This window comes from Pseudarthrobacter sp. NPDC059871, from assembly GCF_042731175.1.
GTDB lineage: Bacteria > Actinomycetota > Actinomycetes > Actinomycetales > Micrococcaceae > Arthrobacter.
In genome coordinates this window covers 135333-157715 of sequence record NZ_JBHWJV010000004.1, presented here as the reverse complement: position 1 = coordinate 157715, position 22383 = coordinate 135333, and the positions used below count along the sequence as shown (strand labels likewise).

Sequence of the window (22383 nt, the reverse complement as noted above, 5' to 3'; positions counted from 1 at the left end):
CGCAACGGCCGGATAGGTCGCCGCCGTGGCGCCCGTGATGGCAACCCCGCTGCGGAACCACTGGTACGCCAGCGTCACCGGAGCGGGCCCCCACGTGCCCGGGTTCGCGGTCAGCGTGGCACCCACCTTGGCGGTACCGGTGATGGTGGGAACCGGCGCCGTCAGCGACCCTGCAACCACGGCGGCCGTGGCCGCGGAGGTTTTCGCCGACGTCGTAAACCCGGACTTGGTGCCGGTCACCCGGACCGTCAATGTCTTGCCCAGGTCAGCCGCAACGGCCGGATAGGTCGCCGCCGTGGCGCCCGTGATGGCAACCCCGCTGCGGAACCACTGGTACGCCAGCGTCACCGGAGCGGGCCCCCACGTACCCGGGTTCGCGGTCAGCGTGGCACCCACCTTGGCGGTACCGGTGATGGTGGGAACCGGCGCCGTCAGCGTGCCCGCGGCAACGGTTACCGAGGCCTGGCCGTAGTACGGCTGGAGTGGCCAGGCGTGCACGCTGAGGCGGGCGGTGACTTTCTTGCCGGTGTCCGCCGTGGTCAGGGCGAAGGCCTTGGTGTTGGAGCGGTAGTCCGGGACGCCGTTGACGAACCAGTCGTAGTACGGCCCGAACTCGGGGGTGGGCGTAAGCGTTCCGTGGTCGACGGTGAGGGTGTTGCCGGCGCTGGGGGTTCCGGTGATGGTGAACGGCTTGGACGCGGTGGTGGCGTCCGCACCGGCCTGACCGGCGTGGACAGTGTCCGAGTAGGAGGCGTAACCGGCCTTGCTTCCGGTGACTTTGGCGAAGATGTCAAAGCCGGCATCTGCGGACGTGACAGTGTAGGTTGCAGCGGTGGCACCGGTGATGTCAGTTGTCTCCGTACCCTTGGTGCGCTGCCACTGGTAGGTGAGGGTCACCGGCGCCGGACCCCAGACGCCCGGATCAACGGTCAGGGTTTGGCCTGCCTGGACCGAACCATAGGCGAAGATCCTGCCCGGAGACAGGGAGAGTCCGGCCACCTCCAGCTGCATGTTGGCCTGCACACGCTGGCCCTGCGCGGTGGCGGTGAGGACGGCGGCGGTGTCGATGGCGGGTGCGTTGTTGTAGCACTCGGACTTGTAGCGGTACTGGCGCGGTTCACCGTAGTACGTGTCAAAAACGCAGATCTTGTATTTCTTGCCCACTGTCAAGCGCCAGTAGATCTTGCCGTTGGCGTCGGAGGTCAGCGGGCCCATCTGGGGGCCGTCCCAGGCGCCGGTGGCATCGTTGAAGACGTAGGGGACGTAGCCCACTTCTGCGATGGGTGCGCCCGCGGGATCCGTGACGGTGGCTTCCAGGACTGTTTCATTCTTGAGGACGAAGTTCGCGTTGGTCCACTTGACGCCCGCCGGGACGGTGGCCGCCGTATAGGTGTCAACGCCCTGCATCCCGTTCCAGTACTGCTCCGTGTAAAGGCGCTGGCCCGAATCGTCCCGCACGCTGATGTAGGCCCGGTTCGGCGGCACCTTGGCCAGCGTGTAGTACCCGTTGGCGTCCGGCCGCACCGTGCTGTACTGCCCACCGTTTGCTGGTGAGGCGGAGATCTCGGCGGCTGTAACGGGCTGCCCGGCGCTGTTGGTGATGCGGCCGCTCATGGTGCCGTAGGCCTCGAGCTGGGGGTTGTAGGTAGTGGTGGGTGCGGCGTCGGAGACGGCCAGAGGAGTGGAGTTGTAGGCACCGGAGGAATCGCCGTTCCATTCGTCGGCGTACGTGTCCGCGCAGGGGTTGTTTCCGCAGGTGATCCAGATTTTGTAGCTGCCCGCGGCGGGGACGGTGAAGCTGTAGGTACCGTCAGCGGCGGACCAGGCGCCGGCAACGTAGGAGGCACTTGAGTCGTTGGTGTAGGCGCCCACCCACGCACTTCCCAGGGCCGCGGGAGTTGCGGTGGCGGTCAGCTTTCCCTTCACCACGCCCTTGAACGTGTAGGTTGCGGCGTGCGCAGGGACGGCTCCGGCGAAGAGTCCGGCGGCAAGGAGTACGGCTGCGGCAAGGACGGCCCGGGCCCGGACCCACGCCCCCTGCCTTGGGTTCTGATGCGGGCGTGACAGGGCAGGGCGCGGTAACGGCATGGGATGAGTCCTTTTCCCCCAGAAAGTGACAGTGCGAACCGAGCGGTTCACAGTCATCCTAGGCGCCGGTCACGGCGGGGGCCATGGGGAGTTCTGCCCGCCTCAGTCCGCGGCTGCCGCCACCGCCTGCACAGCGGAGCGGCTTGCTGCGGCGTCCTCCAGCAGGGCGCCGGCCATCAGCGTTGCGGTCCGCACGATGAACGCCCGACGGCGGGCGGCCCGGTCCGGGCCGCTGCCAGCCAGGAGTGCGTCGATCTGGGGCAGGACCGGCCACCCGTCGCAGAGGGTGACCACAGTGATCAGCAGGTCTGCTGCGTCTTCGCGGCCCACACCGGGGAGCACGTCCAGCACCTGCCCCACCTTGATGGCGCAGTGGTCCGTGCGGGTGGCCCTGCTGACGGTTTCCCTGCCCCGCTCCAGCCCTTCCCAGAACACCAGCCGCGGCAGCACGCCGTCGGTGGTGTGCCGGTCGAAGAGCCTGCCGGCGTAGTCGCCGAAGGCTTCAGGACCATGGCCCTGGATGGGGACCTCCGTCATGACGCGGATCATTTCGGCGGCGAGGACGGCGTCGAACAGCTCGTCCTTCTTGCCGAAGTACTGGTAGATGCGCTCCTTGTTGACCCCGGCTGCAGCGGCAATGCGGTCCACCCGCGCCCCGGCCAGTCCGTTCGCACTGAATTCCGCGGTGGCAGCCGCCAGCAGCAGCTCCTTGGTGCGTTCGGTGTTCCAGGCCATGACACCATCCTACGCAATTCCAACCAGGTAGTTGCAATTATTGTCCGACGCGCATATTCTCGGTGCACAGCAAAGGCAACTATCTAGTTGGAGATTTTCATGGAGACCGCTCCCGGCCCCGCCGTCCTGACCCCCGCACCGTCGGCGCCGGCCTCGCCGCCGGCTGTACCGTCCGTCCACGTCCGGGCCGTCATCACCTGGCTGGCAATCTTCCCGCTGGTAGCCCTCGGCATGCTGGCCTCCGCTTCGCTGACCGAAGGGTGGCACCCGGTGTTCAAGGCCCTGGCGCTCACGCTCGTGGTGGTTCCCACCGCCGTCTACCTGGTGGTTCCCCGCATGATGCGGGCGCACGCTTCCTTGGCCCGGCGCCGCAGCGGGCGCAGCTAGGCGCATCCGGCAGCAACGGACAGCGCACGACGACGGTCCCCTCCCTGGGCAGCCCATGGCACCTGTGCCTGCCGGCACGGCGGTGCGGCGAGCGGACGCCTTAACGACGACGGCGCCCGTCCCCCTGAGTGGGGAACGGGCGCCGGTGCGTGCTGCGGAAGCTCAGCGCTTGGCGGCAGCCAGGCGATCGTCGTCGTCCGCGCCGGAAGCCGTGCCGGCGTCCCAGGCGTGGCCCTGTTCCTGGTCCAGGTGCGTCGACTTCTTGTTCTTGAGCGCGAAGATGTAGACCAGCAGCGACACCCCAATGGCCACAGTGACGTAGGTGAAGAGCAGTTCCACCTGTCCGGCCTTCTGCAGGGCTGCGCCGATCAGCGGGACTGTGCCGCCGAACATAGAGTTGGCGAGCGCGTAGCCCAGTCCCACGCCGAGGGCGCGGATCGAGGCGGGGAAGAGCTCGGCCTTCACCAGGGCGTTGATGGAGGTGTAGCCGCCCACGATCAGCAGGCCGCCCATCATCAGCAGGAACGCGACCATCGGGTCCTTGGTGCCGGCCAGCGCGGACATCAGCGGCCAGGTGAACAGCACGCCTGTGATGCCGAACCAGAGCAGCAGCGGCTTGCGGCCGATCTTGTCGGAGATGATGCCGTAGACGGGCTGCAGCAGCATGAAGATAAACAGGGCCCAGAAGTTGATGACCGAGGTGGTTTCCTTGGGGATGCCGCTGGTGTTGTTCATGAAGCTGAGGATGAAGTTGGTGTACGTGTAGAACGCCACGGTGCCGCCCAGGGTGACGCCGATGCAGATCAGCAGCGCCCTCCAGTGCTGGGTGAAGAGCAGCTTCAGCGTGCCGGGCTGTGCTTCGCCGGATGACTTGGCGTTTGCCGCCGCTTCCACCTGGCTGGCTGAGACGGTCTCCTCCATGGAGCGCCGCAGCCAGAGGACCACCAGTGCAGCCACGCCGCCGATGGCGAACGGAATGCGCCAGCCCCACTCGGTCAGGGCGTCCTTGCCGAGGGCGTTTTGCAGGATCACCAGGACCAGCAGGGCCAGCATCTGGCCGCCGATCAGGGTGACGTACTGGAAGCTGGAGAAGAAGCCGCGGCGCTTGGCGGTGGCGGCCTCGGACATGTAGGTGGCACTGGTGCCGTACTCGCCGCCCACGGAGAAACCCTGCACCAGGCGCGCCAGGACCAGCAGGACCAGGGCCCAGACGCCGATAACGTCCTTGGTGGGCAGGATGGCGATGAAGAAGGAACCTGCGGACATCATGGTCACGCTCAGCGTCAGGGCGGCTTTCCGGCCCCGGCGGTCGGCGAACCGCCCGAAGAACCAGCTGCCGATGGGCCGCATGAGGAAGGTGACGGCGAAGACGGCCATGCCTTCGAGGGCACCCTGCAGCGGGTCCTTGGAATTGAAGAAGTGCGGCTGGAAGTAGGCCAGGAACGCCGTGTAGATGTAGACGTCGTACCATTCCACCAGGTTTCCGGCGGAGCCCTTGAGGATGTTGCCCACGGCCCGGCGGGTCTGTGCCGCCTCGGACTGGGCTGCCCCCGTCAGCGGCGCTGCTTGTTCGGTGCTCATCATGAACCTTCCTTGGTGTGACGGTCTCCCGAAAGCGCGGAGGACCTCCACCAAACTATGGGTGATCCACGGCACAGCCAACGCGGAAGCGGGTTTCCTAACACTTCCTTAGGAATAGGCATTTTCTTCGTTCCCCAGCGCCGGTTCCCCGTGAGGCGGTAATCTCCAGAGGCGGGCTAATCCCCGCACCCGACCCTTGTCCCGCCCCACGCCCGCCCCCACAGAGAAGGAACACGGCCATGGAAGTGCTCATCGTCGAGGACGACGACGCCATGGCAGGTGCGCTGGCGGCGGGTGTTGCGACGGCGGGCCACAGGACCACGAGGGTGGCGCGCGGAGCAGACGCCCTGCTGGTCCACCGGGACTTCGAGGTGATCCTCCTGGACCTCGGGCTGCCGGACATGGACGGCCTGGACGTCCTCCGCAAGCTCCGCCAGATCACCGACTGCCCCATCCTCATCCTCACCGCCCGCGACGACGAACGCAGCGTGGTGCTGGGCCTTCGCTCCGGCGCCGACGATTACCTGGTCAAACCCGTCAAACTCGTGGAACTGCTGGCACGGATCGAGGCCGTCACCCGCAGGGCCGGGCGCCGCACCGGAAGCGTGCCGGACACCATCGTCCTGGGCGACCTCGACATTGACCTGGGCCGCCGCATCGCATCCAGGGACGGCGCTGTACTCCCGCTGACGGCCACGGAATACGAACTCCTGGCCCTTCTTGCCCGGCACGCCGGCTCGGTGGTCACCCGGGAGCAGATCCTCGACGCCCTGTGGGGTGATGCCTTCCTGGCCTCGTCCCGGTCCCTGGATGTGCACCTGACCGGGTTGCGGGCCAAACTGCAGAAACCCGGTTTCATTATTAATGTCCGGGGCGTGGGCTACCGGGTGGAGGCGGATCCCGCATGAGGTTGCGGGTCCTTGGCGTCCTCAGCGTGCTGTGCCTGGTGGTGGTGTTCCTGGTGTCCGGGACCATCCTGTCCTCGGCGGCGCGGGAGCTGACGCAGGAGGTCCAGATCAACCGGGTGGCGTCCCTGAACCGGCTGGCGCAGGTGGCCTTCGATGCGGCCGGCGACGGCGATACCGCACGGCTGCAGCGCGAGATGGACACGTACTCTGCCCTGTACGCCGAGGGAATCGTGGTCCGGCTGCAGCAGGAGACGCTCAGCTCGGGAGGGCTCAGTGAATCACGCTCCGACGTGCAGGATGCGCTGTCCCTGGCCCGGCTGAACGTTAACGGCACCGCGCTGGAGCCGCTGGAGCCGCTCGGTTCCGGCTCCGAGGTGATCTTCCGCCCCTTCGGCAGCGCCAACCAGGTGCTGGGCGGCGTGGCCATGGACGTCAACCTCGACGCCGCCAGGACGAAGCTGCAGCAGCGTTGGCTCGTGGTGGGGGCTGCCGCCGTCGCCCTCGCTGCGGTCCTGCTGCTCGCCGCCGCGCGCGTGACCGGCTGGGTGCTCCGGCCCGTCCTGCGGCTGAATTCCGCGGTGACCGAGCTGGGCCGCACGGGCCGGGCCGGGCAGCTGCCGGAGGACGGTCCCCCGGAGCTTCGCGAACTGAGCAGGTCCTTCACTGCCATGGCGCGGACGGTCAGCGACAGCATCGAGTCGCAGCGCCAGCTGATTGCCGACACGTCGCACCAGCTGCGGAACCCCATCGGCGCGCTGCGGCTGCGGCTGGACGTGCTCCAGCTTGAACTGAAGACCGAACGCGAACACGACGCCGCCGCCAGTGCCGTGGCCGAGCTGGAGCGGGTGGAGGAGATCCTGGACGACGTCCTGAAGCTGGCCGCCGCCGAGCACCGGGTCAGTGAGGACGCCGTCAGGGCCTTCAACAGCCCGGAGGCCAGGCCCGTTGCTGCGCCCATCGACCCCTACCCCGTCCTGCAGGAGGAAATGGAGCGGGCGGCCCCCGCTGCGGGCCGCGCCGGTGTGCGGCTGGTCCTCGCTCCCCCGCCGCCGTCCCCGGTCCTGATGGCGTGCGAGCCAGCCGAGCTTGCCCAGATGGTGGGCGAGCTCGTGGGCAACGCGGTCAAGTACGCGCCGGGTGCCACCGTCACTGCTTCCGTCCGGGCTGAGCTTTCCACGGTCACGGTGGAAATTTACGACGACGGCCCGGGGCTTTCCGAACAGGACCTCGCCCAGGCGTCCACGAGGTTTTGGCGGGCGCCGCAGCACGCCTCGGTACGGGGAACAGGCCTGGGCATGACGATCGTGGGTGAACTGGCGGCGGCCAACAGTGGCCGCCTGGTCCTGGGAACGGCTGCACCGCACGGACTGTCAGCACGGCTCGAATTTCCTGTTCCGGTCGCGGAGCGCCCCTCCGAAGGTGGTGATGGGCGTGGCTGAGGTCAGGACGTCCGGCCTTACCGGTGCAGGCCTGCCCAGGCGGTCCCTCCTGAAAACCGGGGCGGGCCTGGCAGCAGCGGCCCTCTTCCCGTCCGTACTGTCCGCCTGTAGCGGGAACCGGCCCGGGCTGCTGACAGTGGCGGGCGGTGAGGCGGGTGGCTTTTACCTTGAGTTCTCCTCGCTGCTGGCCGCTTCCCTGGAACGCCACGGCGTGGCCCAAAAGGCTGTAGCGGTGGCAACCGGCGGCAGCTTGGACAACCTGGCGCAGTTGCGGGATGGAAGGGCCACGCTTGCCGTGTCCCTGGCCGATGCGGTTGCCGGCCCTGCTGTGGAGGCGGCCACCGCGGCTGGCGAGGGCGCCGCGCCACTGGCCGCACTGGGGAAGGTCTACGAAAACTACGTCCATTGCGTGGTGCGGAAAGGCAGCGGCATCACTGCCCTGTCACAGCTGTCCGGGCGGACCGTGGCAGTGGGCCAGCCGGGTTCGGGGACGTCGCTCACCACGCCGCGGCTGCTCGCGGCAGCGGGCCTTGGCACCTCAGCGGAGGCTGGGCCGGCGGCGGTGGGCAGTGTCGCCGTCGTAAGCCTGGGCCTGAACGACGGCCTCGCAGCCCTGAAGGCCGGTACCGTGGACGCTTTGTTCTGGTCCGGCGGCGTACCCACGGCCGCCATCTCCGCCGCGCAGCGGGAGGTGCCGCTGGCGCTGCTGGACCTCTCATCCCTGTTGCCGGAACTGCGCGCCCGGCACGGTGCCCAGTACGACCGCGTGTTCATCCCCGCGGAAAGCTACCCGGGCGTACCCGCCGTCTGGACCGTGGGGGCAGCCAACCTGTTGCTGTGCCGCGCCGACCTGGACGCCGCCACCGTCGAGCGCACCGTCCAACTGCTGGTGAACCACGCCGGCGAACTGATTCCGCAGTCCAGCCTGGGAGTCCAGTTCCTCAGCCCGGAAACGCTGATCAACACCGCCGGCATCCCGCTGCACCCGGCCGCCGCCGCGGCCTACCGCGCCCTCCACGGCTAGCAACGCCCGCTCACTTACGGCGGCTCTCCCACCGACGCGCGCTCACTCGTGGCGGCTCCCCCACCGACGCGCGCTCACTCGTGGCGGCTCCCCCACCGACGCGCGCTCAGTCTCCTCAGGAAAGTGAGCGCGCGTTGCGGGGAAACCCACTACTGCTGAGCGGGCGTTGGATCACGGTTCCGGTGTCTTATCCACATACGCGCTTCCGGCGATAGGAGGCCGGACCGCAGAACATGTCACGACCGGAACCGCAGACTGGCTGTAGCTCAACTCCCCGAGTGGGCCTGCAGGAAGCTGTACACCTCGGTTTCGTCCACGCCGGGAAAGGCGCCGGGCGGCATGGCCGCCAGCAGGTGCGAATGGGCGCGCGCGGAGGGCCAGGCGTTACCGGCCCACTCCGAGGTCAGGGCGGCCGGCGGGCGCTTACAGCAGTTCGGGTCGGGGCAGTTGGAGGTGGCCCGGGCTGTCGTCTCACGCCCGCGGAACCATTTCACGTGCTGATAGGGCACCCCGATGCTGAGTGAAAACTCGCCAGTAGCCGACCGCTCGGTACGCGCGGTGCACCAGTACGTGCCCGAGGGCGTGTCCGTGTACTGGCTATAGGCGCTGAACTTGTCCGGGACGTCGAACACGGCACGGGATGTCCAGGCCTTGCACGACGGCTGGCCTTCGATGGCGCCGGTGTGGTCCTGGGGGAAGTTCACGCCATCGTTCTCGTAGGCCTTGTAGATGATCCCGCTCTGGTGCGTCTTCTGGAAATGCGTGGTGATGCCCAGGTGTTTGGTGGCCAGGTTGGTGAACCGGTGCGCCGCGGTCTCATAGGAAACGGCGAACGCATCCCGGATGTCCTCCACAGCGATTTCCTTGGCTGCTTTTGCTTTCTGCAAAAATTCCACGGTGGCCTGCTCCGGGAGCAGCAGTGCCGCGGCGAAATAGTTGGTCGCCACCCGCTGGGCCAGGAAGTCGCCGTAGTTGCGGGGCGTTTCGTGGCCCAGGACGTAGTGTCCCAGGGCCTGGAGCAACACGGAACGGGGGTCATGGTCCTGCCGCTGGCTCTGCGTCAGGTAAATTCTGCGGTTCTTTAGATCGGTCACGGACCGCGTGGAGTGGGGCAAATCGCCCACGTGGTACAGGGCGAATCCCAGGTGTGCGGCAATGTCCGCGATGACGTGCTGGCTCAGCGGACCGGCGGTGTAGCCCACCTCTTTGAGGACCTTCTGCGCTTCGGCCTCGTACTCCGGGAAGTAGTTGCCGCGCTCACGCATCATGGCACGCAGCTCACCGTTGGCGCGCCGGGCTTCTTCCGGGGTTGCCACCTGCTCGTTCATCTTCCGCTCCAGCTCGTGCAGGAGCCCCACCTGGGCTTCGAGCACATCCAGCGGAAGCCGCGAACTGATGCGGATTTTCGGCAGGTTGAGGGACTCGTAAAGCGGCCCGCGCTGGTACCGTTCCAGCTCGATCTCCAAGGCCGCGCGCCTGCTGGGCGGTTCGGCCCCCAGGAGCTGGTCTATGCTGACGCCCAGTGCGGCGGCCAGATGCTGCAGAAGGGTCAGTTTGGGTTCACGCTTGCCGTTTTCGATCAGGCTGAGCTGACTGGGGGCGGTCCCGACGGCGGCGCTCAGGCCATCGAGCGTGAGCCCGGCTTGTTTACGCAGATGGCGGACGCGGCGGCCCAGCGCGATGACGTCGAGTCCCGCTGCGGCGGCTGACGGCGGCTGGGAAACGTCCCTGTTCCAGCTTGAAGGCGACATTTCTGAAGAATACGTGAAGAAGTGCGTTTCTTTCCATAGTTTTCATCTGGAAAGAGGGTTGAAAGTGCTGAAAAGTAGTTCATACGGAAAGAAACACCGCACCGGAATGCCGGTGGGAACCTCAACGACGCGGTTCCCACCTACCCCGTCCGGAGCTCAATCAAGGAGATCAACGATGACTGCAGCATTTGAGCCCACCTCGCAGACGCCCGAACAGCAGGCCGCCGCCCTGGAGCTCGAGTGGGCCGCCAACCCCCGCTGGGAAGGTGTGACCCGGGACTACTCAGCCTCCGACGTCGTCCGCCTCCGCGGCCGCGTCACCGAAGAGCAGACGCTGGCCCGCCGCGGCGCGGAAAAGCTGTGGAAGCAGCTCACCGAAGAGCACAAAACCGGCGGCTACACCAACGCATTGGGTGCCCTCACCGGCAACCAGGCAGTGCAGCAGGTCAAGGCCGGCCTGCGCGCCATCTACCTCTCCGGCTGGCAGGTGGCGGCCGACGCCAACAACTCCGGCCACACCTACCCGGACCAGTCCCTCTACCCGGCAAACTCCGTCCCCACTGTGGTCCGCCGCATCAACAACGCCCTGCTCCGCGCAGACCAGATCGAATTCTCCGAGGGCATCCAGACCGTTGAAGACTGGCTGGTCCCGATCGTTGCCGACGCCGAAGCCGGCTTCGGCGGCCCGCTGAACGCCTACGAACTCATGAAATCCATGATCCAGGCCGGCGCCTCCGGCGTGCACTGGGAAGACCAACTCGCCTCGGAAAAGAAATGCGGCCACCTCGGCGGCAAGGTCCTCATCCCCACCCAGCAGCACGTCCGGACCCTGAACGCCGCCCGCCTGGCAGCCGACGTCGCCGGAACCCCCACGGTGGTTATTGCCCGCACCGACGCCGAGGCCGCCACCCTGATCACCTCGGACGTGGACGAGCGGGACCAGGAATTCATCACCGGTGAGCGCACCGCCGAGGGCTTCTACAAGGTCCGCAACGGCATCGAACCCTGCATCGCCCGGGCCAAGGCCTACGCCCCGTACTCCGATCTCATCTGGATGGAGACGGGCACCCCGGACCTGGAGCTGGCCCGCAAGTTCGCCGAATCCGTCAAGGTCGAGTTCCCGGACCAGATGCTCTCCTACAACTGCTCGCCGTCGTTCAACTGGCGCAAGCACCTGGACGACGACACTATCGCCAAGTTCCAGCGCGAGCTCGGCGCCATGGGCTTCACGTTCCAGTTCATCACCCTGGCCGGATTCCACGCCCTGAACTACTCGATGTTCGATCTCGCCCACGGCTACGCCCGGGAAGGCATGAGCGCCTACGTCGAACTCCAGGAGAAGGAATTCGCCTCCGAATCCCGCGGCTACACCGCAACCAAGCACCAGCGCGAAGTCGGCACCGGCTACTTCGACACCCTCTCCACCGCGCTCAACCCGAACGCGTCCACCCTGGCCCTGGTGGGATCCACCGAAGAGGGCCAGTTCCACTAAAACTCCCGACGGCGGAGCTCACCTCCGGCCTTCGGACCGGAGTCGCTCTGCCTGCTATTCCCCCCGTCCCGGGTTTGGACCTCGCTGAGCGAGGCCCGACCGGGACGCGGGGCCCCTTTTACGCAGGCTGCCGCGACACCGGCTCCTCAGCCTTGTGCCTTTGTCGCCACTGTGCCGCCGGCCGCCGTCGAACTTCCCTTTTCGTCTTTAAGGAGACTTGAAATGAACACTTTTACTGACAGCTTCACCATTAATGGGATCACCCTGACGGCCCAGCCCATTTGCCGGCAGGACGAGGTGCTCACGCCAGACGCACTGGCGTTTATTGCCAAGCTGCACCGGGCTACCGCGGAACGCCGGCAGGAGCTGCTTCAGGCACGAAGGACCCGCCGCGCCAACATCGCCGCCGGCCAGGACCCAAGGTTCCTGCGGGAGACCGAACACATCCGCAACGACGCGTCATGGCGGGTGGCTCCCCCGGCCCCGGGGCTGGAGGACCGCCGGGTGGAAATCACCGGGCCGGTGGACAAGAAGATGACCATCAACGCCCTGAACTCCGGTGCCAAGGTCTGGCTGGCGGACATGGAAGACTCCTCCACCCCCACGTGGAGGAACGTCATCAAGGGCCAGCTGAACCTCACGGACGCCCTGGAACGCCGGATCGACTTCACCAGCGAAGAGGGCAAGGAGTACAGGCTGAAGCCTGCAGGCGAGCTGCCCACCATCGTGGTTCGCCCCCGCGGCTGGCACCTGCCCGAAAAGCACATGCTCATCGACGGCACACCCATCGCCGGCGGAATCGTGGACTTCGGCCTGTTCTTCTTCCACAACGCCCGCCGCCTGCTGGCCCAGGGCAAGGGTCCGTACTTCTACCTGCCCAAAATCGAGAACCACCTCGAAGCCCGGCTCTGGAACGACATCTTCATCCTGGCCCAGGACCTGCTCGGCATCCCGCAGGGCACCATCCGCGCCACGGTACTGATCGAAACCATCACCGCAGCCTTCGAAATGGAGGAGATCCTCTACGAACTGCGGGACCACGCCTCGGGCCTGAACGCCGGCCGCTGGGACTACATCTTCTCCATCATCAAGAATTTCCGCACCCGCGGCCCCCGCTTCGTCCTCCCGGACCGCGGCCAGGTGACCATGACCGCCCCGTTCATGCGTTCTTACACCGAACAGCTGGTCCGGGCCTGCCACAAGCGCGGCGCCATGGCCATCGGCGGCATGGCCGCGGCCGTGCCCAACCGCAAGGACCCGGAGGCCAACACCAACGCCCTGGAGAAGGTCCGTGCGGACAAGACCCGCGAGGCCGGCGACGGCTTCGACGGCTCCTGGGTGGCCCACCCCGATCTGGTGCCCATCTGCCGTGAAGTGTTCGACGCCGTCCTCGGCGAGCGCCCCAACCAGCTCGGCAAGCTCCGCGAGGACGTCACCCCGGACGACCGTGCCCTCATCGATATCGCCTCCCTGCACGGCACCATCACGGAGCAGGGCATCCGCAACAACATCGAAGTGGGGATCCGCTACATCGAGTCCTGGCTTCGCGGCAACGGTGCTGTGGCCATCCACAACCTGATGGAGGACGCCGCCACCGCGGAAATCTCCCGCTCCCAGCTGTGGCAGTGGATCTACGCCCGGGCCATCACCGACCACGGCGAGATCATCACCCACGAATGGGTGGAGGAGCTGCTGGACGGCGAATTTGCCCGGCTGGAGCGCTTCGACGGTGACCGCTTCGAGGACGCCCGGGACATCTTCGAGGAAGTCACCCTCGCCACGGAGTTCCCGTCCTTCCTGACCCTCCCGGCCTACGCCCGCTACCTCACCGAAGCCCGCGAGAAGGCCACCGTGGAGGAGCTCGCAGCGGCCTGAGCCGCAGCTGCCCAGACTTCCGTCCGCCGGGCCGGCACGCCCTTCGCAACAGGCCCCCCGAAATCCGGGGCGCCGGCCCGGCAACGGAACCCCTTTACACGCCCGCTCACTTGTTGCGTCATAACGCCGGACGCGCGCTCACTTCCCTTAGGAAAGTGAGCGCGCGTCCTTGGTTTAACCCCATCAAGTGAGCGCGCGTTGGGATTCTGAAAGGGACGTCCGACGGCGGCACCTGCCTTAGCGGCCCCGGGGCACCTTGCGGACGGAGAGGGTGGTGCTGACGAAGAAGGTCAGCACCGAAGCGAGGATGACCAGCAGCGCCGGCGTCCAGGACTCCGAGACGTCGTGGACGAAGCCCACCAGGGGCGGGGCAACAGCGGCGAGGCAATAGCCGAGGCCCTGCACGGTGGCGGACATCCGGCCCGCCATGGCCTGGTTCCGGGCCAGCCGGATGATGGCGATGAAGATGATGGTGATGCCGCCGCCCTGGGCAATCCCGCCGCAGGTCGACCACAACCACCACAGCTGCGGCATCAGCAGCAGCCCGGCCGGGACGGCCGTCCACAACACGCCCAAGGTGACCGCCACCGCCGTCGTACTCATGTATTTTGCGGCGAACGGCACACCAAGCCCGCCCACGATGGCGAGGATCTGGAAGATGGAGGACGCCGCACCGGCTTCCGCGGCGGACATGCCCAGCTCATCGTGCAAGTAGCTGGGCAGCCAGGCGGTGACACCGTAGTAGGAGAAGGCCTGGCCGCCGAAGCCGGCCGTCAGGCCGAAGGTGATCCAGCCGGTGCCCGCCACCGCCGGGAGCTTGGCCTCGCCGGCGTCCTCGGCGGCGGAGGCGATGAATGCGGTCCGCGGCCCCACTGCCAGCGTCCACACCACGATGGCGGCCACGGCCAGGAGGGCCACCGACGCCAGGGCTGCACGCCAGCCGGTCCATTCAGCCAGCGGCGCCATGGCCACGGATGTCAGGAACGAGCCGATGTTCAGGGCAGCGGTGTAGATGCCCATGGCTGTCCCCTGCCGCCAGGGCGAGAAGTCGCGGCGGATGATCAGCGGCACGGCAATGTTGCCCACCGTGATGGCCAGGCCAATGATCACCGTCCCCGCAACCACCAGGGCGGGTCCTCCGGCGGACCGCACCAGCACGCCCGCCAGGACCCCCAGGATGGTGAGGCTAACTGCGAACTCGGCGCCAAACTTCCTTGCGGCCAGGGACGCCAGCGGAGAAGCGAGCGAGAAGCAGAGCACCGGAATGCTGGTCAGCAGCCCCAGCACCACTGGGGAGAAATGCAGTTCTGCCTGCATGGGACCCACCACCGGCGCGACGGCCACGAACGGCCCGCGCAGGTTCAGGGCCAGCAGGCCAATGCAGGCGAGCAGGATCCAGCTTCCGGGAATTCGGGAAAGCAGCCGGCCGCTCACGGGGCAGAAAAGGGGAACAGGAAGTCACTCATCACCTTCATTGCTATCACGCCGCGCAGCGCCGCAGGTTCCGCAAGGCACCGCGTGACCCCCAGGCTTAGGATGAACCTGCCCCCAACGGACACCGCGAAGGACAGGACACCGCCATGCCGCACCGCCTTGCCATCCTCGACGACTACCAGGACGTGGCCCATGGCTACGCCGACTGGGCGGCCCTGGAATCTGAAGGGGTCAAAGTTTCCACGTTCCGCGAACCCTTCGCCTCACAGGATGCGCTGGTCTCGGCGCTCGCCGGCGCCACCATCGTGATCGCCATGCGGGAACGGACCGCCTTCCCGCGCGAAGTGTTCGAGAAACTGCCTGCCCTCGAACTGCTGGTGACCACGGGGATGGCCAACGCCTCCATCGACGTCGCCGCAGCCACGGACCACGGCGTCACGGTCTGCGGAACTCCGGGGTCGCCCGCGGCAGCCCCGGAGCTGACCTGGGCGCTGCTGCTGGCCATCGCACGGCACCTGCCAGCCGAGGAAGCCTCACTGCGGGCGGGCTCCTGGCAAAAAACCGTAGGGGTGGAACTGTCAGGCAAGACGCTGGGCGTGGTGGGGCTGGGTAAGATCGGCCGCCGGATCGCGGGCTACGGCAAGGCCTTCGGCATGGATGTGGTGGCGTGGAGCCAGAACCTCACAGCCGAAGCCGCGGCGGAAGCCGGGGTGCGGCTGGTGTCCAAGGAGGAGCTTTTCCGCGTGTCCGATGTCGCCACCCTCCACCTGCGGCTCTCCCCACGATCGGAGAACACGGTGGGTGAGCAGGAGTTGCGGCTGCTGGGCCCCGAAGGCATCCTGGTCAACACCGCCCGCGGCCCCCTCGTGGACCAGGAAGCACTGATCCGGGCCCTGAACGAAGGCTGGATCCGCGGCGCCGCCCTGGACGTTTTCGACCAGGAACCCCTGCAGGCCGGCCACCCGCTGCTGGCGGCCCCCAACACCGTGCTGTCACCACACCTCGGCTACGTCACGCAGGAGAGCTACCGGCAGTTCTACGGCGGGGCCTTCGAGGACGTCACCGCCTGGCTGGCGGGCTCCCCCATCCGCACCATCACCGCCTGACCCGGGAGGATACGAATGAGCCACACCATCCGCCGCGCCACCACGGACGACGCCGGCGCGCTGGCTGAGCTGGCGGCCGTCACCTTTCCGCTGGCCTGCCCGCCGTCGTCGTCGCCGGAGGACATCGCGGCGCACTTGGCCAACACGCTCAGCGAGGACCATTTCCGGGGCTACCTCGCCGATCCGGACATCACCATCCTGGTACTGGACAGCGGCGACCGGCTCAACGGGTACAGCCTGCTGGCGGACCGGCCGGCGTCGGACCCGGACGTGGCGTCTGCCCTGACATTGACGCCGTCGGTTGAACTCAGCAAGTGCTATGTCCATCCCGAACACCACGGGCTGGGGGCCGCCGCCGAACTGATGCATGCCAGCGTGCAGGCTGCCGCCGAGGCTGGCCGCGCCGGGATCTGGCTGGGCGTCAACAGCCAGAATGCCCGCGCCATCCGCTTCTACGGGAAGTCCGGGTTCCGAAAGGTGGGCACCAAGTCCTTCCGGCTGGGCAGCACCGTGGAACACGACTTCGTGCTGGAACGCGCCCTGCCGTAGCTGCCTACGTGCCGGGACTGCCTACGTGCCGGGCTGGTTCAAGCCGGCATGCTCGGAAGCGGCCTCCGGGCTTCCCGGCGGGTACGCCAAGGGCGGGCGCGGCTGGGCCAGGAGCTTCAGGCCCGGGGGAAGTCCTTCTATGCTGCCGTTGGTGCCGTTAGCGGTGATGGTGACCCGGGAAGAATCCAGCAGGACGTTTTCGGCCCTGAACGTGCCTACGGTGTCCGGGAGGATCGGCGCCAGGTGCACCACCCCGCGGGTAAAGACGGGGTCGAAGCGGAGGAGGATCCGAGCCAGCTGGACGGGCGCCGCGGCAGCCCACGCCTGCGGCGAACATGCCGTGGGGTATGGCACCGGGCCGGGGAACTCACCCCGGTCGAAGCCGCAGAAGAGTTCAGGCAGCCGGTTATCGAAGTGTTCGGCTGCTTCGAAGACGCCCAGGGCCACCCGTCTTGCCTCGTCCACGAACCCGTAACGCATCAGGCCGGTGGCCACCATGGCGGTATCGTGCGGCCAAACGGACCCGTTGTGGTAGCTGACGGGGTTGTAGGCGCCCATGTCAGAGGCGAGCGTGCGGATGCCCCATCCCGTGAACATCTGGGGGGACATCAGGTGCTCCATCACGGACTGCGCCTTGTCCCGGTCCACGATGCCGGAGAAGAGGCAGTGCCCGATGTTGGAGGTCAGGGCATCCACCGGGCGCTTGTCCTTGTCCAGCGCGACGGCGAAATAGCCCTTGTCCGGCAGCCAGAACTTTTTGTTGAACTCCTCCTTGAAGGCCGCTGCCTTGGCAGCCCAGTGGTGTTCCAGGTCTGAGTCCCCGCCCCAGTGCGCCAGCAGCGAGCGGCCCAGGTAGGCCGAGTAGACGTAGGCCTGCACTTCGCAGAGGGCTATGGGCGGTTCGGCAATGGTCCCGTCGGCGAAGTTGATGCCGTCCCAGGAGTCCTTCCACCCCTGGTTGACCAGTCCATGATCGTTGGGGCGCAGGTACTCCACGAACCCGTCGCCGTCTCGGTCCCCGTATTTCTCTATCCATTCCAGGGCACGGTCCGCGTGGCTGAGCAGCGGCTGGATCACGTCCTTGGACAGGCCCCAGCGGCTCAGTTCACCGAGGACGGCCACGAACAGCGGGGTAGCGTCGGCGGTGCCGTAGTAGGCAGTGCCGCCGAGGGACAATCCGGCGGTGACCCCCAGCCGGACCTCGTGCGGGATGCGCCCGGGCTCCTCCTCGGAATCGTTGTCCACCTTCTTTCCCTGGATGCCTGCCAGGGTCTGCAGCGTGCCCAGGGCGAGGTTGGGGTTGACCATCAGGCTCATGTAGGAGGTCAGCAGCGAGTCCCTGCCGAACAGTGCCATGAACCAGGGCGCCCCGGCGGCAACGGCTGCCCGGTCCGGATGGTGGGGGTCGAAAATGCGCAGCGCGCCCAGGTCGCTTTGGCTGCGGTTGAGCAGGTCCTGGAGGCTGGCGTCCTCGATCCTGATCCGCGGTACGCCCTCTTCCCAGTCGAGGTGCCGGCGGACGCCTTCGCGGTGGTGTGGCAACTGTCCCTCTCGGAACGGTTTATCCGGTGCTTCGCCGTTGACCAGGGGGACCACGATGATGCTGGTGGCCCATTTTCCCCGTGCCGGGACGGTAACGCGGAATCGCAGGCCCTCCAGGGTGACCTCGGCTCCCCGGGCCCCGATGGCGGTTCCCCGCTGCTGGCCGTGCCGCACGGCTTCGATGACAAGTTTCCCGTCGGTTACGGTGCGCGTGGTGTCGTCGCCGCCAGTGGCCCGGCTGCCCTTGACGTCGAACAAGTCTGCCTGGTCCGCCTCCACCAGCAGCTCAATGTCGCAGTCCACGGGCTCGGCAGCGTAATTCTCCAAGGTGATGTCGTCCTGCATGCCGGGCCCGACGTGCCGCACGTGCCGGACCACCAATGGGCTGTCGAACCTGCCCCCGGGCCACTTCGCCCTTCCCACGAATGTCGCCTTGAAGGGCTGCGGACGTTGCGCCGTCAGCGGCTCGCGGACCGCTCCATTGACGCGCAGCATCCAGCCCGAAATGATGCGGGTGTCCTGGAAGAACGCACCGTTCGTTCCGCCGTCGGACGGGATGTCTCCGCTCCCGGACGAGATGCAGAACGAGGATCCCTCCAGGACGGTGACCGATCCGGAATCGGATACGGATGCTTCGTTATCGGCGTTCCAGGCGGTCATCAGGGACTCCCCTCTCAAGCGACGAGGTGCTGCCCGAAAATCCGGGAAGCACCGTTGCCCTATCGATTCTGGTCCACCGCGGCGGCTTGCGGAACCCCCGCCGGAGGCCGCCTTTCAATCAGTTCCGTGTAGAGCTGCAGGTGGTCCGCCACCATCCGCTCCGCACTGAAACGGACCTGCACCGCGCTGCGGCACACGGCCCTGTCCAGGGCGGCCGCGGCCGGAATGAAGGACGCCAACTGTTCAGTCCTGCCCAGGAAGCCGGTCCGGCCGTGTTCCACAATCTCCGGCGCGGACCCGACGGCGGTTCCAATCACCGGCGTTCCGGTGGCGAGGGCCTCGATCATGACGAGGCCGAAGGGCTCGGACCATTGGATGGGATTAAGGAATGCCACGGCCTCCCCCATGAGGCGGTACTTGGTCGCGTCGTCCACCTCCCCCACGAAGTCCTCGTTGGGGCCCAGCATGGGTTCAACCACGTCCCGGAAGTAGCGCACCTCCTCGGGTTCGCGCATCTTCACCGCGATCTTCAGGTGCATCCCCGCCTTCCGGGCGATGCTGATGGCTTCCGGCAGGCCCTTGTCCGGGCAGGACCGGCCCACGAAGCACAGGTAGCCGCCCCGTCCCGTTCCCACCGGGACCGCGGAAAGGTCCATCCCGTGGTGGATCACCCGGGTGACGGGCACGCCGGGGGCATGGGAGGCCTGGTCCCGGGAGATGGCGATTACCGCCGCTCCCCGGGCAATGGCCCGGTAAATGTCCGCGGCCTGGGCATGCAGGGGTCCGTGGATGGTGGTCACCAGGGGAACCCCTTTGGGCCGGTGCAGGTAGAGGGGGCCGGCAAGGGTGTGGTCATGGATGATGTCCACGTCCGCCAGCCCCTCGTAGGCCCTGACCACATGGCTGAGCTCGGACAGGCTGGTGCCCATACCCGCGTAGTCGGCCCGGCGCATTCCGGGAACAAGAGGCGCCGGGCAGGTACTTTCAGTGGGTGCGGCAAGGAGCACCTCGTGGCCGCCGGCGGCGAAGCCCCGGGCCAGGGTATCCACCACCCGTTCCGTCCCGCCGTACGTTGCCGGTGGAACAGGAATCCATGGTCCTGAAACCAGGCCGATCCGCATCCTGACCTCCCAGGCGATACGGGCCAGGCTCCCCAACGGGCCGGGCGCCACCCTGCCGCGGCACGCCTTGCCGCAGTGGCGTGTTGTCGATTTTGTGTGGCCTTCTGCTTGACCTCTGGATCAGACTATTCCGCAGGATGCGGCGGCCCACAAGACCTACCGTGGGGTATCTCACACCCGGGTCCGGAATGGCCGCAGAACCGCACCGGTTATGCAGACCATGAAGATTGAGATCTGGTCCGACGTTGCCTGCCCGTGGTGTTTCATCGGCAAACGCCGCTTCGAGGCGGCCCTGGCCGAGTTCCCGCACCGCGACGCGGTTGAGGTGCAGTGGCGCAGCTACCAACTGGATCCCGGCCTCCCCGAGCACTACGACGGCACCGAACTTGAGTACCTCAGCACCCGCAAGGGCATGGCGCCGCAGCAGGTCTCCCAGATGTTCGATCACGTGGCGGAGCAGGCCAGGGGTGAAGGCCTGGAGTACCGGTTCGACAAGGTGGTGGTGGCCAACAGCTTCACCGCCCACCGCCTGATCCACCTGGCTGCGGAACACGGCAAGCAGGATGCAGCCAAGGAGCGCCTGCTCAGCGACCACTTCGAGCACGGCAAGGACATCGGCAGCCGTGACTACCTCACCGCACTCGGCGGCGGCCTGGGCCTGCCGGACGCCGACGTTGAGGAGCTCTTCACCACCGACAAGTACGCCGACGACGTCCGCAACGATTTCGAGGAAGGCCGCGCCCTGGGCATCAGCGGGGTCCCGTTCTTTGTCATCGACCGGAAATTCGGCCTCTCCGGAGCGCAGCCCACCGAAACGTTCACCGCTGCCCTCAACCAGGCGTGGCAGGACGCCAACCCCCTGGTGCTGGTCAATTCCGGCGACGGCGAAGCTTGCGGCCCGGATGGCTGCAGCGTCTGACCCGGCTGCAGGAGAGGCACTCACCGTTTAGTGACACATCACGGTAAAGTGTCTGTATGCCCAGGATTTCAGCGGCCACCAACGCAGCACAACGCGCCGATACCCAACGCCGCATCCTGACGGCTTTCGGCGAACTACTCTTCTCGCACGGCCTGCCCGGGCTGACCATGACCGATGTTGCCCGGCACGCCGGCGTGGGGCGCACCGCCGTGTACAACTACTACGCGGACATCGAAGAGCTGCTGATCTCCTACGCCCTGGAGGAAACGGAAAAGTTCCTTACGGAGCTGCGGGACGCGCTCAGCCGCCTGGACAATCCAGTGGAGCGGCTGGCCCTGTACGTGCGCGCGCAGGTGGAGGACCTCACCCGGCGCCACCTGCCGCCCGGACCCGCCATGGGCGCGGTGCTCTCGCCGTCGTCCTTTGCCAAACTCGCCGACCATGTAGGCGAGCTGAGCGTTCTCCTGCAGGGCATCCTGCGTGACGGCATGGACCAGGGCTACCTGCCTGCCGCGGACGTGGGCCAGCAATCGCAGCTGATTCTGGGAACCCTTTCCTCGAGCGCGGCCAGGGGCAGCGACGAGCCCGCGGAACTGGAAGCGCGGGTGGCACGGACCGTGCGGTTCATCCAGCTGGGCGCCGGCGCAAGGTTCGACGACGGCGGCCGGCCCGTGCGGTTGACTCCCCTTCGCGCCGTGGCCGGCTGAGTTCCCCCATCACTTCGAGTCCCCAAAAGGCCGGTTTAGCAGCCCGATCTGATAGGGCAACGCGCGTCAGGAAGCGGGCGCTGCCGAGGGCATCACGGGCCACATGTCATCGTCCGCCACCCGCCGGCTTTCCCTGGGGCAGCTCAGCGTGCCGGGAGTCTGGTCCACCAGTTCCGCCGGAGCAAGGGACCGGTAATCCTGCGACAGGATCACGTCCACGGTGCCGTCCGTCCGGCTGTCCTGGAAATAGTCCGAGCCCGGCAGGTTCCGCTGGACACTGAAGGCTGCGGACTGTCCGGCAGCTCCGGAGATCACGGCGGCAACCCCCCGGTAGCTCGGCTCGGTGTTGCCGACCGTCGCCACCACGAACTTGCGCGCCAGGAAATCATCCGCCACGGATTTCGCCAGCCCTGGCCTGCTGGTGGAGTTGTAGACGTTGAGGTTGACCTGTTCGTTCGGCGTGTAGTCGAACGTCGTGGCCGGGCAGGCGCTGACGGTCTTCGCGGCAGGCTCCGCAGAGGGGATGCTGAATCTCCCGTTGATGATGGCAAGGGCCGTGATAATGCCCGCTGCGATCAGTCCGATCAGGAGCACCAGGACCACGCCGTGCAGCACCCGGCGCCGTACACGGGCAGTGTCGTCGGCATTTTGGCCGGCGTCGAATGTGGCACGCAGCTCCTGCCCGCTGACCACATGGTGTCCGTGCAGGACGCTGACGTCCTGCGGCTTCTTCTTCCTAGCCATCTATCACCAGGACCCGGGCGTGGATGGCGGTGCGCTGGTGCAGGGCAGTCCGGACCGCGCGGTGCAGCCCGTCCTCCAGGTACAGGGTGCCCTGGTACTGGACCACGTGCGGGAACAGATCGCCGAAGAAAGTGGAGTCCTCGGCCAGCAGCGCCTCCAGGTCCAGGGTGCGCTTGGTGGTTACCAGTTCGTCCAGCCGGACCGGCCGCGGCGGCAGCGAGGCCCAGTCCTTGGGCGTGCTGTAACCATGGTCGGGGTAAGGGCGGCCCTCGCCCACAGCTTTGAATATCACCATGCCACCCTAGGCACCCTGCCGACGGC

The 22383-nt window shown here is 67.2% G+C and carries 19 protein-coding genes; 10 read left to right on the top strand and 9 right to left on the bottom strand.

Features of this window, described 5'->3' with window-relative positions:
* Together ACFV4R_RS07585 and ACFV4R_RS07580 are read right to left on the bottom strand one after the other, a co-directional pair.
* Nucleotides 1–2088: carboxypeptidase regulatory-like domain-containing protein (locus ACFV4R_RS07585; protein WP_377201782.1), on the bottom strand; the 2088-nt coding region annotated here is incomplete at its 3' end.
* Between the two features lie 102 nt (nucleotides 2089–2190).
* Nucleotides 2191–2823, bottom strand: a complete 633-nt coding sequence (locus ACFV4R_RS07580; RefSeq protein ID WP_377201781.1) for a TetR/AcrR family transcriptional regulator — start codon at nucleotides 2821–2823, stop codon at nucleotides 2191–2193.
* Nucleotides 2824–2922: 99 nt separating this feature from the next.
* On the opposite strand from ACFV4R_RS07580, the gene ACFV4R_RS07575 reads away from it, so the two are divergent.
* Nucleotides 2923–3210 carry a hypothetical protein gene (locus ACFV4R_RS07575; RefSeq protein ID WP_377201780.1) on the top strand — a complete coding sequence of 96 codons (288 nt, stop codon included), beginning with the start codon at nucleotides 2923–2925 and terminating at the stop codon, nucleotides 3208–3210.
* A 162-nt stretch (nucleotides 3211–3372) separates the two neighbouring features.
* Here the strand turns inward: ACFV4R_RS07575 and ACFV4R_RS07570 are convergent, their stop codons facing one another.
* Nucleotides 3373–4791 carry an MFS transporter gene (locus ACFV4R_RS07570; protein ID WP_377201779.1) on the bottom strand — a complete coding sequence of 473 codons (1419 nt, stop codon included), beginning with the start codon at nucleotides 4789–4791 and terminating at the stop codon, nucleotides 3373–3375.
* Between the two features lie 239 nt (nucleotides 4792–5030).
* On the opposite strand from ACFV4R_RS07570, the gene ACFV4R_RS07565 reads away from it, so the two are divergent.
* Genes ACFV4R_RS07565 through ACFV4R_RS07555 form a run of 3 tightly spaced genes read left to right on the top strand, consistent with a single transcriptional unit; the run spans nucleotide 5031 to nucleotide 8162 of the window.
* A complete protein-coding gene (locus ACFV4R_RS07565) occupies nucleotides 5031–5699 on the top strand; it encodes a response regulator transcription factor (RefSeq protein WP_377201778.1) in 669 nt (222 codons plus the stop codon).
* Nucleotides 5696–7138 carry a sensor histidine kinase gene (locus tag ACFV4R_RS07560; RefSeq protein WP_377201777.1) on the top strand — a complete coding sequence of 481 codons (1443 nt, stop codon included), beginning with the start codon at nucleotides 5696–5698 and terminating at the stop codon, nucleotides 7136–7138. The genes ACFV4R_RS07565 and ACFV4R_RS07560 overlap by 4 nt, the downstream gene beginning before the upstream one ends.
* Nucleotides 7125–8162, top strand: a complete 1038-nt coding sequence (locus ACFV4R_RS07555; RefSeq protein WP_377201776.1) for a TAXI family TRAP transporter solute-binding subunit — start codon at nucleotides 7125–7127, stop codon at nucleotides 8160–8162. Before ACFV4R_RS07560 ends, ACFV4R_RS07555 begins: the two co-directional genes overlap by 14 nt.
* A gap of 266 nt (nucleotides 8163–8428) precedes the next feature.
* On the opposite strand, the gene ACFV4R_RS07550 is transcribed toward ACFV4R_RS07555, so the two are convergent.
* Entirely contained in the window at nucleotides 8429–9913 is a 1485-nt protein-coding gene (locus ACFV4R_RS07550; RefSeq protein ID WP_377201775.1) for a helix-turn-helix domain-containing protein, read from the bottom strand.
* 175 nt (nucleotides 9914–10088) lie between these two features.
* Between ACFV4R_RS07550 and aceA the strand changes: the two genes are divergently transcribed.
* Together aceA and aceB are read left to right on the top strand one after the other, a co-directional pair.
* Complete coding sequence (gene aceA, locus ACFV4R_RS07545) at nucleotides 10089–11405, top strand: isocitrate lyase (protein ID WP_377201774.1); 1317 nt, start codon at nucleotides 10089–10091, stop codon at nucleotides 11403–11405.
* A 222-nt stretch (nucleotides 11406–11627) separates the two neighbouring features.
* On the top strand, nucleotides 11628–13280 hold the full coding sequence (gene aceB / locus ACFV4R_RS07540; RefSeq protein WP_377201773.1) for a malate synthase A: 1653 nt from the start codon (nucleotides 11628–11630) through the stop codon (nucleotides 13278–13280).
* A 237-nt stretch (nucleotides 13281–13517) separates the two neighbouring features.
* Here aceB and ACFV4R_RS07535 read toward each other — a convergent pair whose 3' ends face one another.
* Nucleotides 13518–14714 carry a CynX/NimT family MFS transporter gene (locus tag ACFV4R_RS07535; RefSeq protein WP_377201772.1) on the bottom strand — a complete coding sequence of 399 codons (1197 nt, stop codon included), beginning with the start codon at nucleotides 14712–14714 and terminating at the stop codon, nucleotides 13518–13520.
* Nucleotides 14715–14860: 146 nt separating this feature from the next.
* Here ACFV4R_RS07535 and ACFV4R_RS07530 point away from each other — a divergent pair, with 146 nt between their 5' ends.
* Together ACFV4R_RS07530 and ACFV4R_RS07525 are read left to right on the top strand one after the other, a co-directional pair.
* Nucleotides 14861–15820, top strand: a complete 960-nt coding sequence (locus ACFV4R_RS07530) for a D-2-hydroxyacid dehydrogenase family protein (protein ID WP_377201771.1) — start codon at nucleotides 14861–14863, stop codon at nucleotides 15818–15820.
* Nucleotides 15821–15835: 15 nt separating this feature from the next.
* Complete coding sequence (locus ACFV4R_RS07525) at nucleotides 15836–16369, top strand: GNAT family N-acetyltransferase (protein WP_377201770.1); 534 nt, start codon at nucleotides 15836–15838, stop codon at nucleotides 16367–16369.
* A gap of 21 nt (nucleotides 16370–16390) precedes the next feature.
* On the opposite strand, the gene ACFV4R_RS07520 is transcribed toward ACFV4R_RS07525, so the two are convergent.
* Both ACFV4R_RS07520 and ACFV4R_RS07515 read right to left on the bottom strand, forming a co-directional pair.
* Nucleotides 16391–18571: a glycogen debranching N-terminal domain-containing protein gene (locus ACFV4R_RS07520; RefSeq protein ID WP_377201769.1), complete on the bottom strand. Its 2181-nt coding sequence runs from the start codon at nucleotides 18569–18571 to the stop codon at nucleotides 16391–16393.
* 59 nt (nucleotides 18572–18630) lie between these two features.
* Complete coding sequence (locus tag ACFV4R_RS07515; RefSeq protein ID WP_377201768.1) at nucleotides 18631–19692, bottom strand: glycosyltransferase family 4 protein; 1062 nt, start codon at nucleotides 19690–19692, stop codon at nucleotides 18631–18633.
* Between the two features lie 220 nt (nucleotides 19693–19912).
* On the opposite strand from ACFV4R_RS07515, the gene ACFV4R_RS07510 reads away from it, so the two are divergent.
* Nucleotides 19913–20611 carry a DsbA family oxidoreductase gene (locus ACFV4R_RS07510; protein ID WP_377201767.1) on the top strand — a complete coding sequence of 233 codons (699 nt, stop codon included), beginning with the start codon at nucleotides 19913–19915 and terminating at the stop codon, nucleotides 20609–20611.
* 56 nt (nucleotides 20612–20667) lie between these two features.
* Entirely contained in the window at nucleotides 20668–21318 is a 651-nt protein-coding gene (locus tag ACFV4R_RS07505) for a TetR/AcrR family transcriptional regulator (RefSeq protein WP_377201766.1), read from the top strand.
* A gap of 66 nt (nucleotides 21319–21384) precedes the next feature.
* On the opposite strand, the gene ACFV4R_RS07500 is transcribed toward ACFV4R_RS07505, so the two are convergent.
* On the bottom strand, nucleotides 21385–22062 hold the full coding sequence (locus ACFV4R_RS07500; RefSeq protein ID WP_377201765.1) for a LytR C-terminal domain-containing protein: 678 nt from the start codon (nucleotides 22060–22062) through the stop codon (nucleotides 21385–21387).
* Nucleotides 22055–22354 (bottom strand): type II toxin-antitoxin system VapB family antitoxin, encoded by a 300-nt coding sequence (locus ACFV4R_RS07495; protein ID WP_171908923.1) that lies wholly within the window; start codon nucleotides 22352–22354, stop codon nucleotides 22055–22057. The genes ACFV4R_RS07500 and ACFV4R_RS07495 overlap by 8 nt, the downstream gene beginning before the upstream one ends.
* Nucleotides 22355–22383 lie beyond the last annotated feature (29 nt).

Bases quoted from the DNA above. Each gene is read 5' to 3' on its own strand.
- ACFV4R_RS07580 (WP_377201781.1), bottom strand. From the start codon at position 2,823: ATGGCCTGGAACACCGAACGCACCAAGGAGCTGCTGCTGGCGGCTGCC.
- ACFV4R_RS07575 (WP_377201780.1), top strand. From the start codon at position 2,923: ATGGAGACCGCTCCCGGCCCCGCCGTCCTGACCCCCGCACCGTCGGCG.
- ACFV4R_RS07570 (WP_377201779.1), bottom strand. From the start codon at position 4,791: ATGAGCACCGAACAAGCAGCGCCGCTGACGGGGGCAGCCCAGTCCGAG.
- ACFV4R_RS07565 (WP_377201778.1), top strand. From the start codon at position 5,031: ATGGAAGTGCTCATCGTCGAGGACGACGACGCCATGGCAGGTGCGCTG.
- ACFV4R_RS07560 (WP_377201777.1), top strand. From the start codon at position 5,696: ATGAGGTTGCGGGTCCTTGGCGTCCTCAGCGTGCTGTGCCTGGTGGTG.
- ACFV4R_RS07555 (WP_377201776.1), top strand. From the start codon at position 7,125: ATGGGCGTGGCTGAGGTCAGGACGTCCGGCCTTACCGGTGCAGGCCTG.
- ACFV4R_RS07550 (WP_377201775.1), bottom strand. From the start codon at position 9,913: ATGTCGCCTTCAAGCTGGAACAGGGACGTTTCCCAGCCGCCGTCAGCC.
- aceA (WP_377201774.1), top strand. From the start codon at position 10,089: ATGACTGCAGCATTTGAGCCCACCTCGCAGACGCCCGAACAGCAGGCC.
- aceB (WP_377201773.1), top strand. From the start codon at position 11,628: ATGAACACTTTTACTGACAGCTTCACCATTAATGGGATCACCCTGACG.
- ACFV4R_RS07530 (WP_377201771.1), top strand. From the start codon at position 14,861: ATGCCGCACCGCCTTGCCATCCTCGACGACTACCAGGACGTGGCCCAT.
- ACFV4R_RS07525 (WP_377201770.1), top strand. From the start codon at position 15,836: ATGAGCCACACCATCCGCCGCGCCACCACGGACGACGCCGGCGCGCTG.
- ACFV4R_RS07520 (WP_377201769.1), bottom strand. From the start codon at position 18,571: ATGACCGCCTGGAACGCCGATAACGAAGCATCCGTATCCGATTCCGGA.
- ACFV4R_RS07515 (WP_377201768.1), bottom strand. From the start codon at position 19,692: ATGCGGATCGGCCTGGTTTCAGGACCATGGATTCCTGTTCCACCGGCA.
- ACFV4R_RS07510 (WP_377201767.1), top strand. From the start codon at position 19,913: ATGAAGATTGAGATCTGGTCCGACGTTGCCTGCCCGTGGTGTTTCATC.
- ACFV4R_RS07505 (WP_377201766.1), top strand. From the start codon at position 20,668: ATGCCCAGGATTTCAGCGGCCACCAACGCAGCACAACGCGCCGATACC.
- ACFV4R_RS07500 (WP_377201765.1), bottom strand. From the start codon at position 22,062: ATGGCTAGGAAGAAGAAGCCGCAGGACGTCAGCGTCCTGCACGGACAC.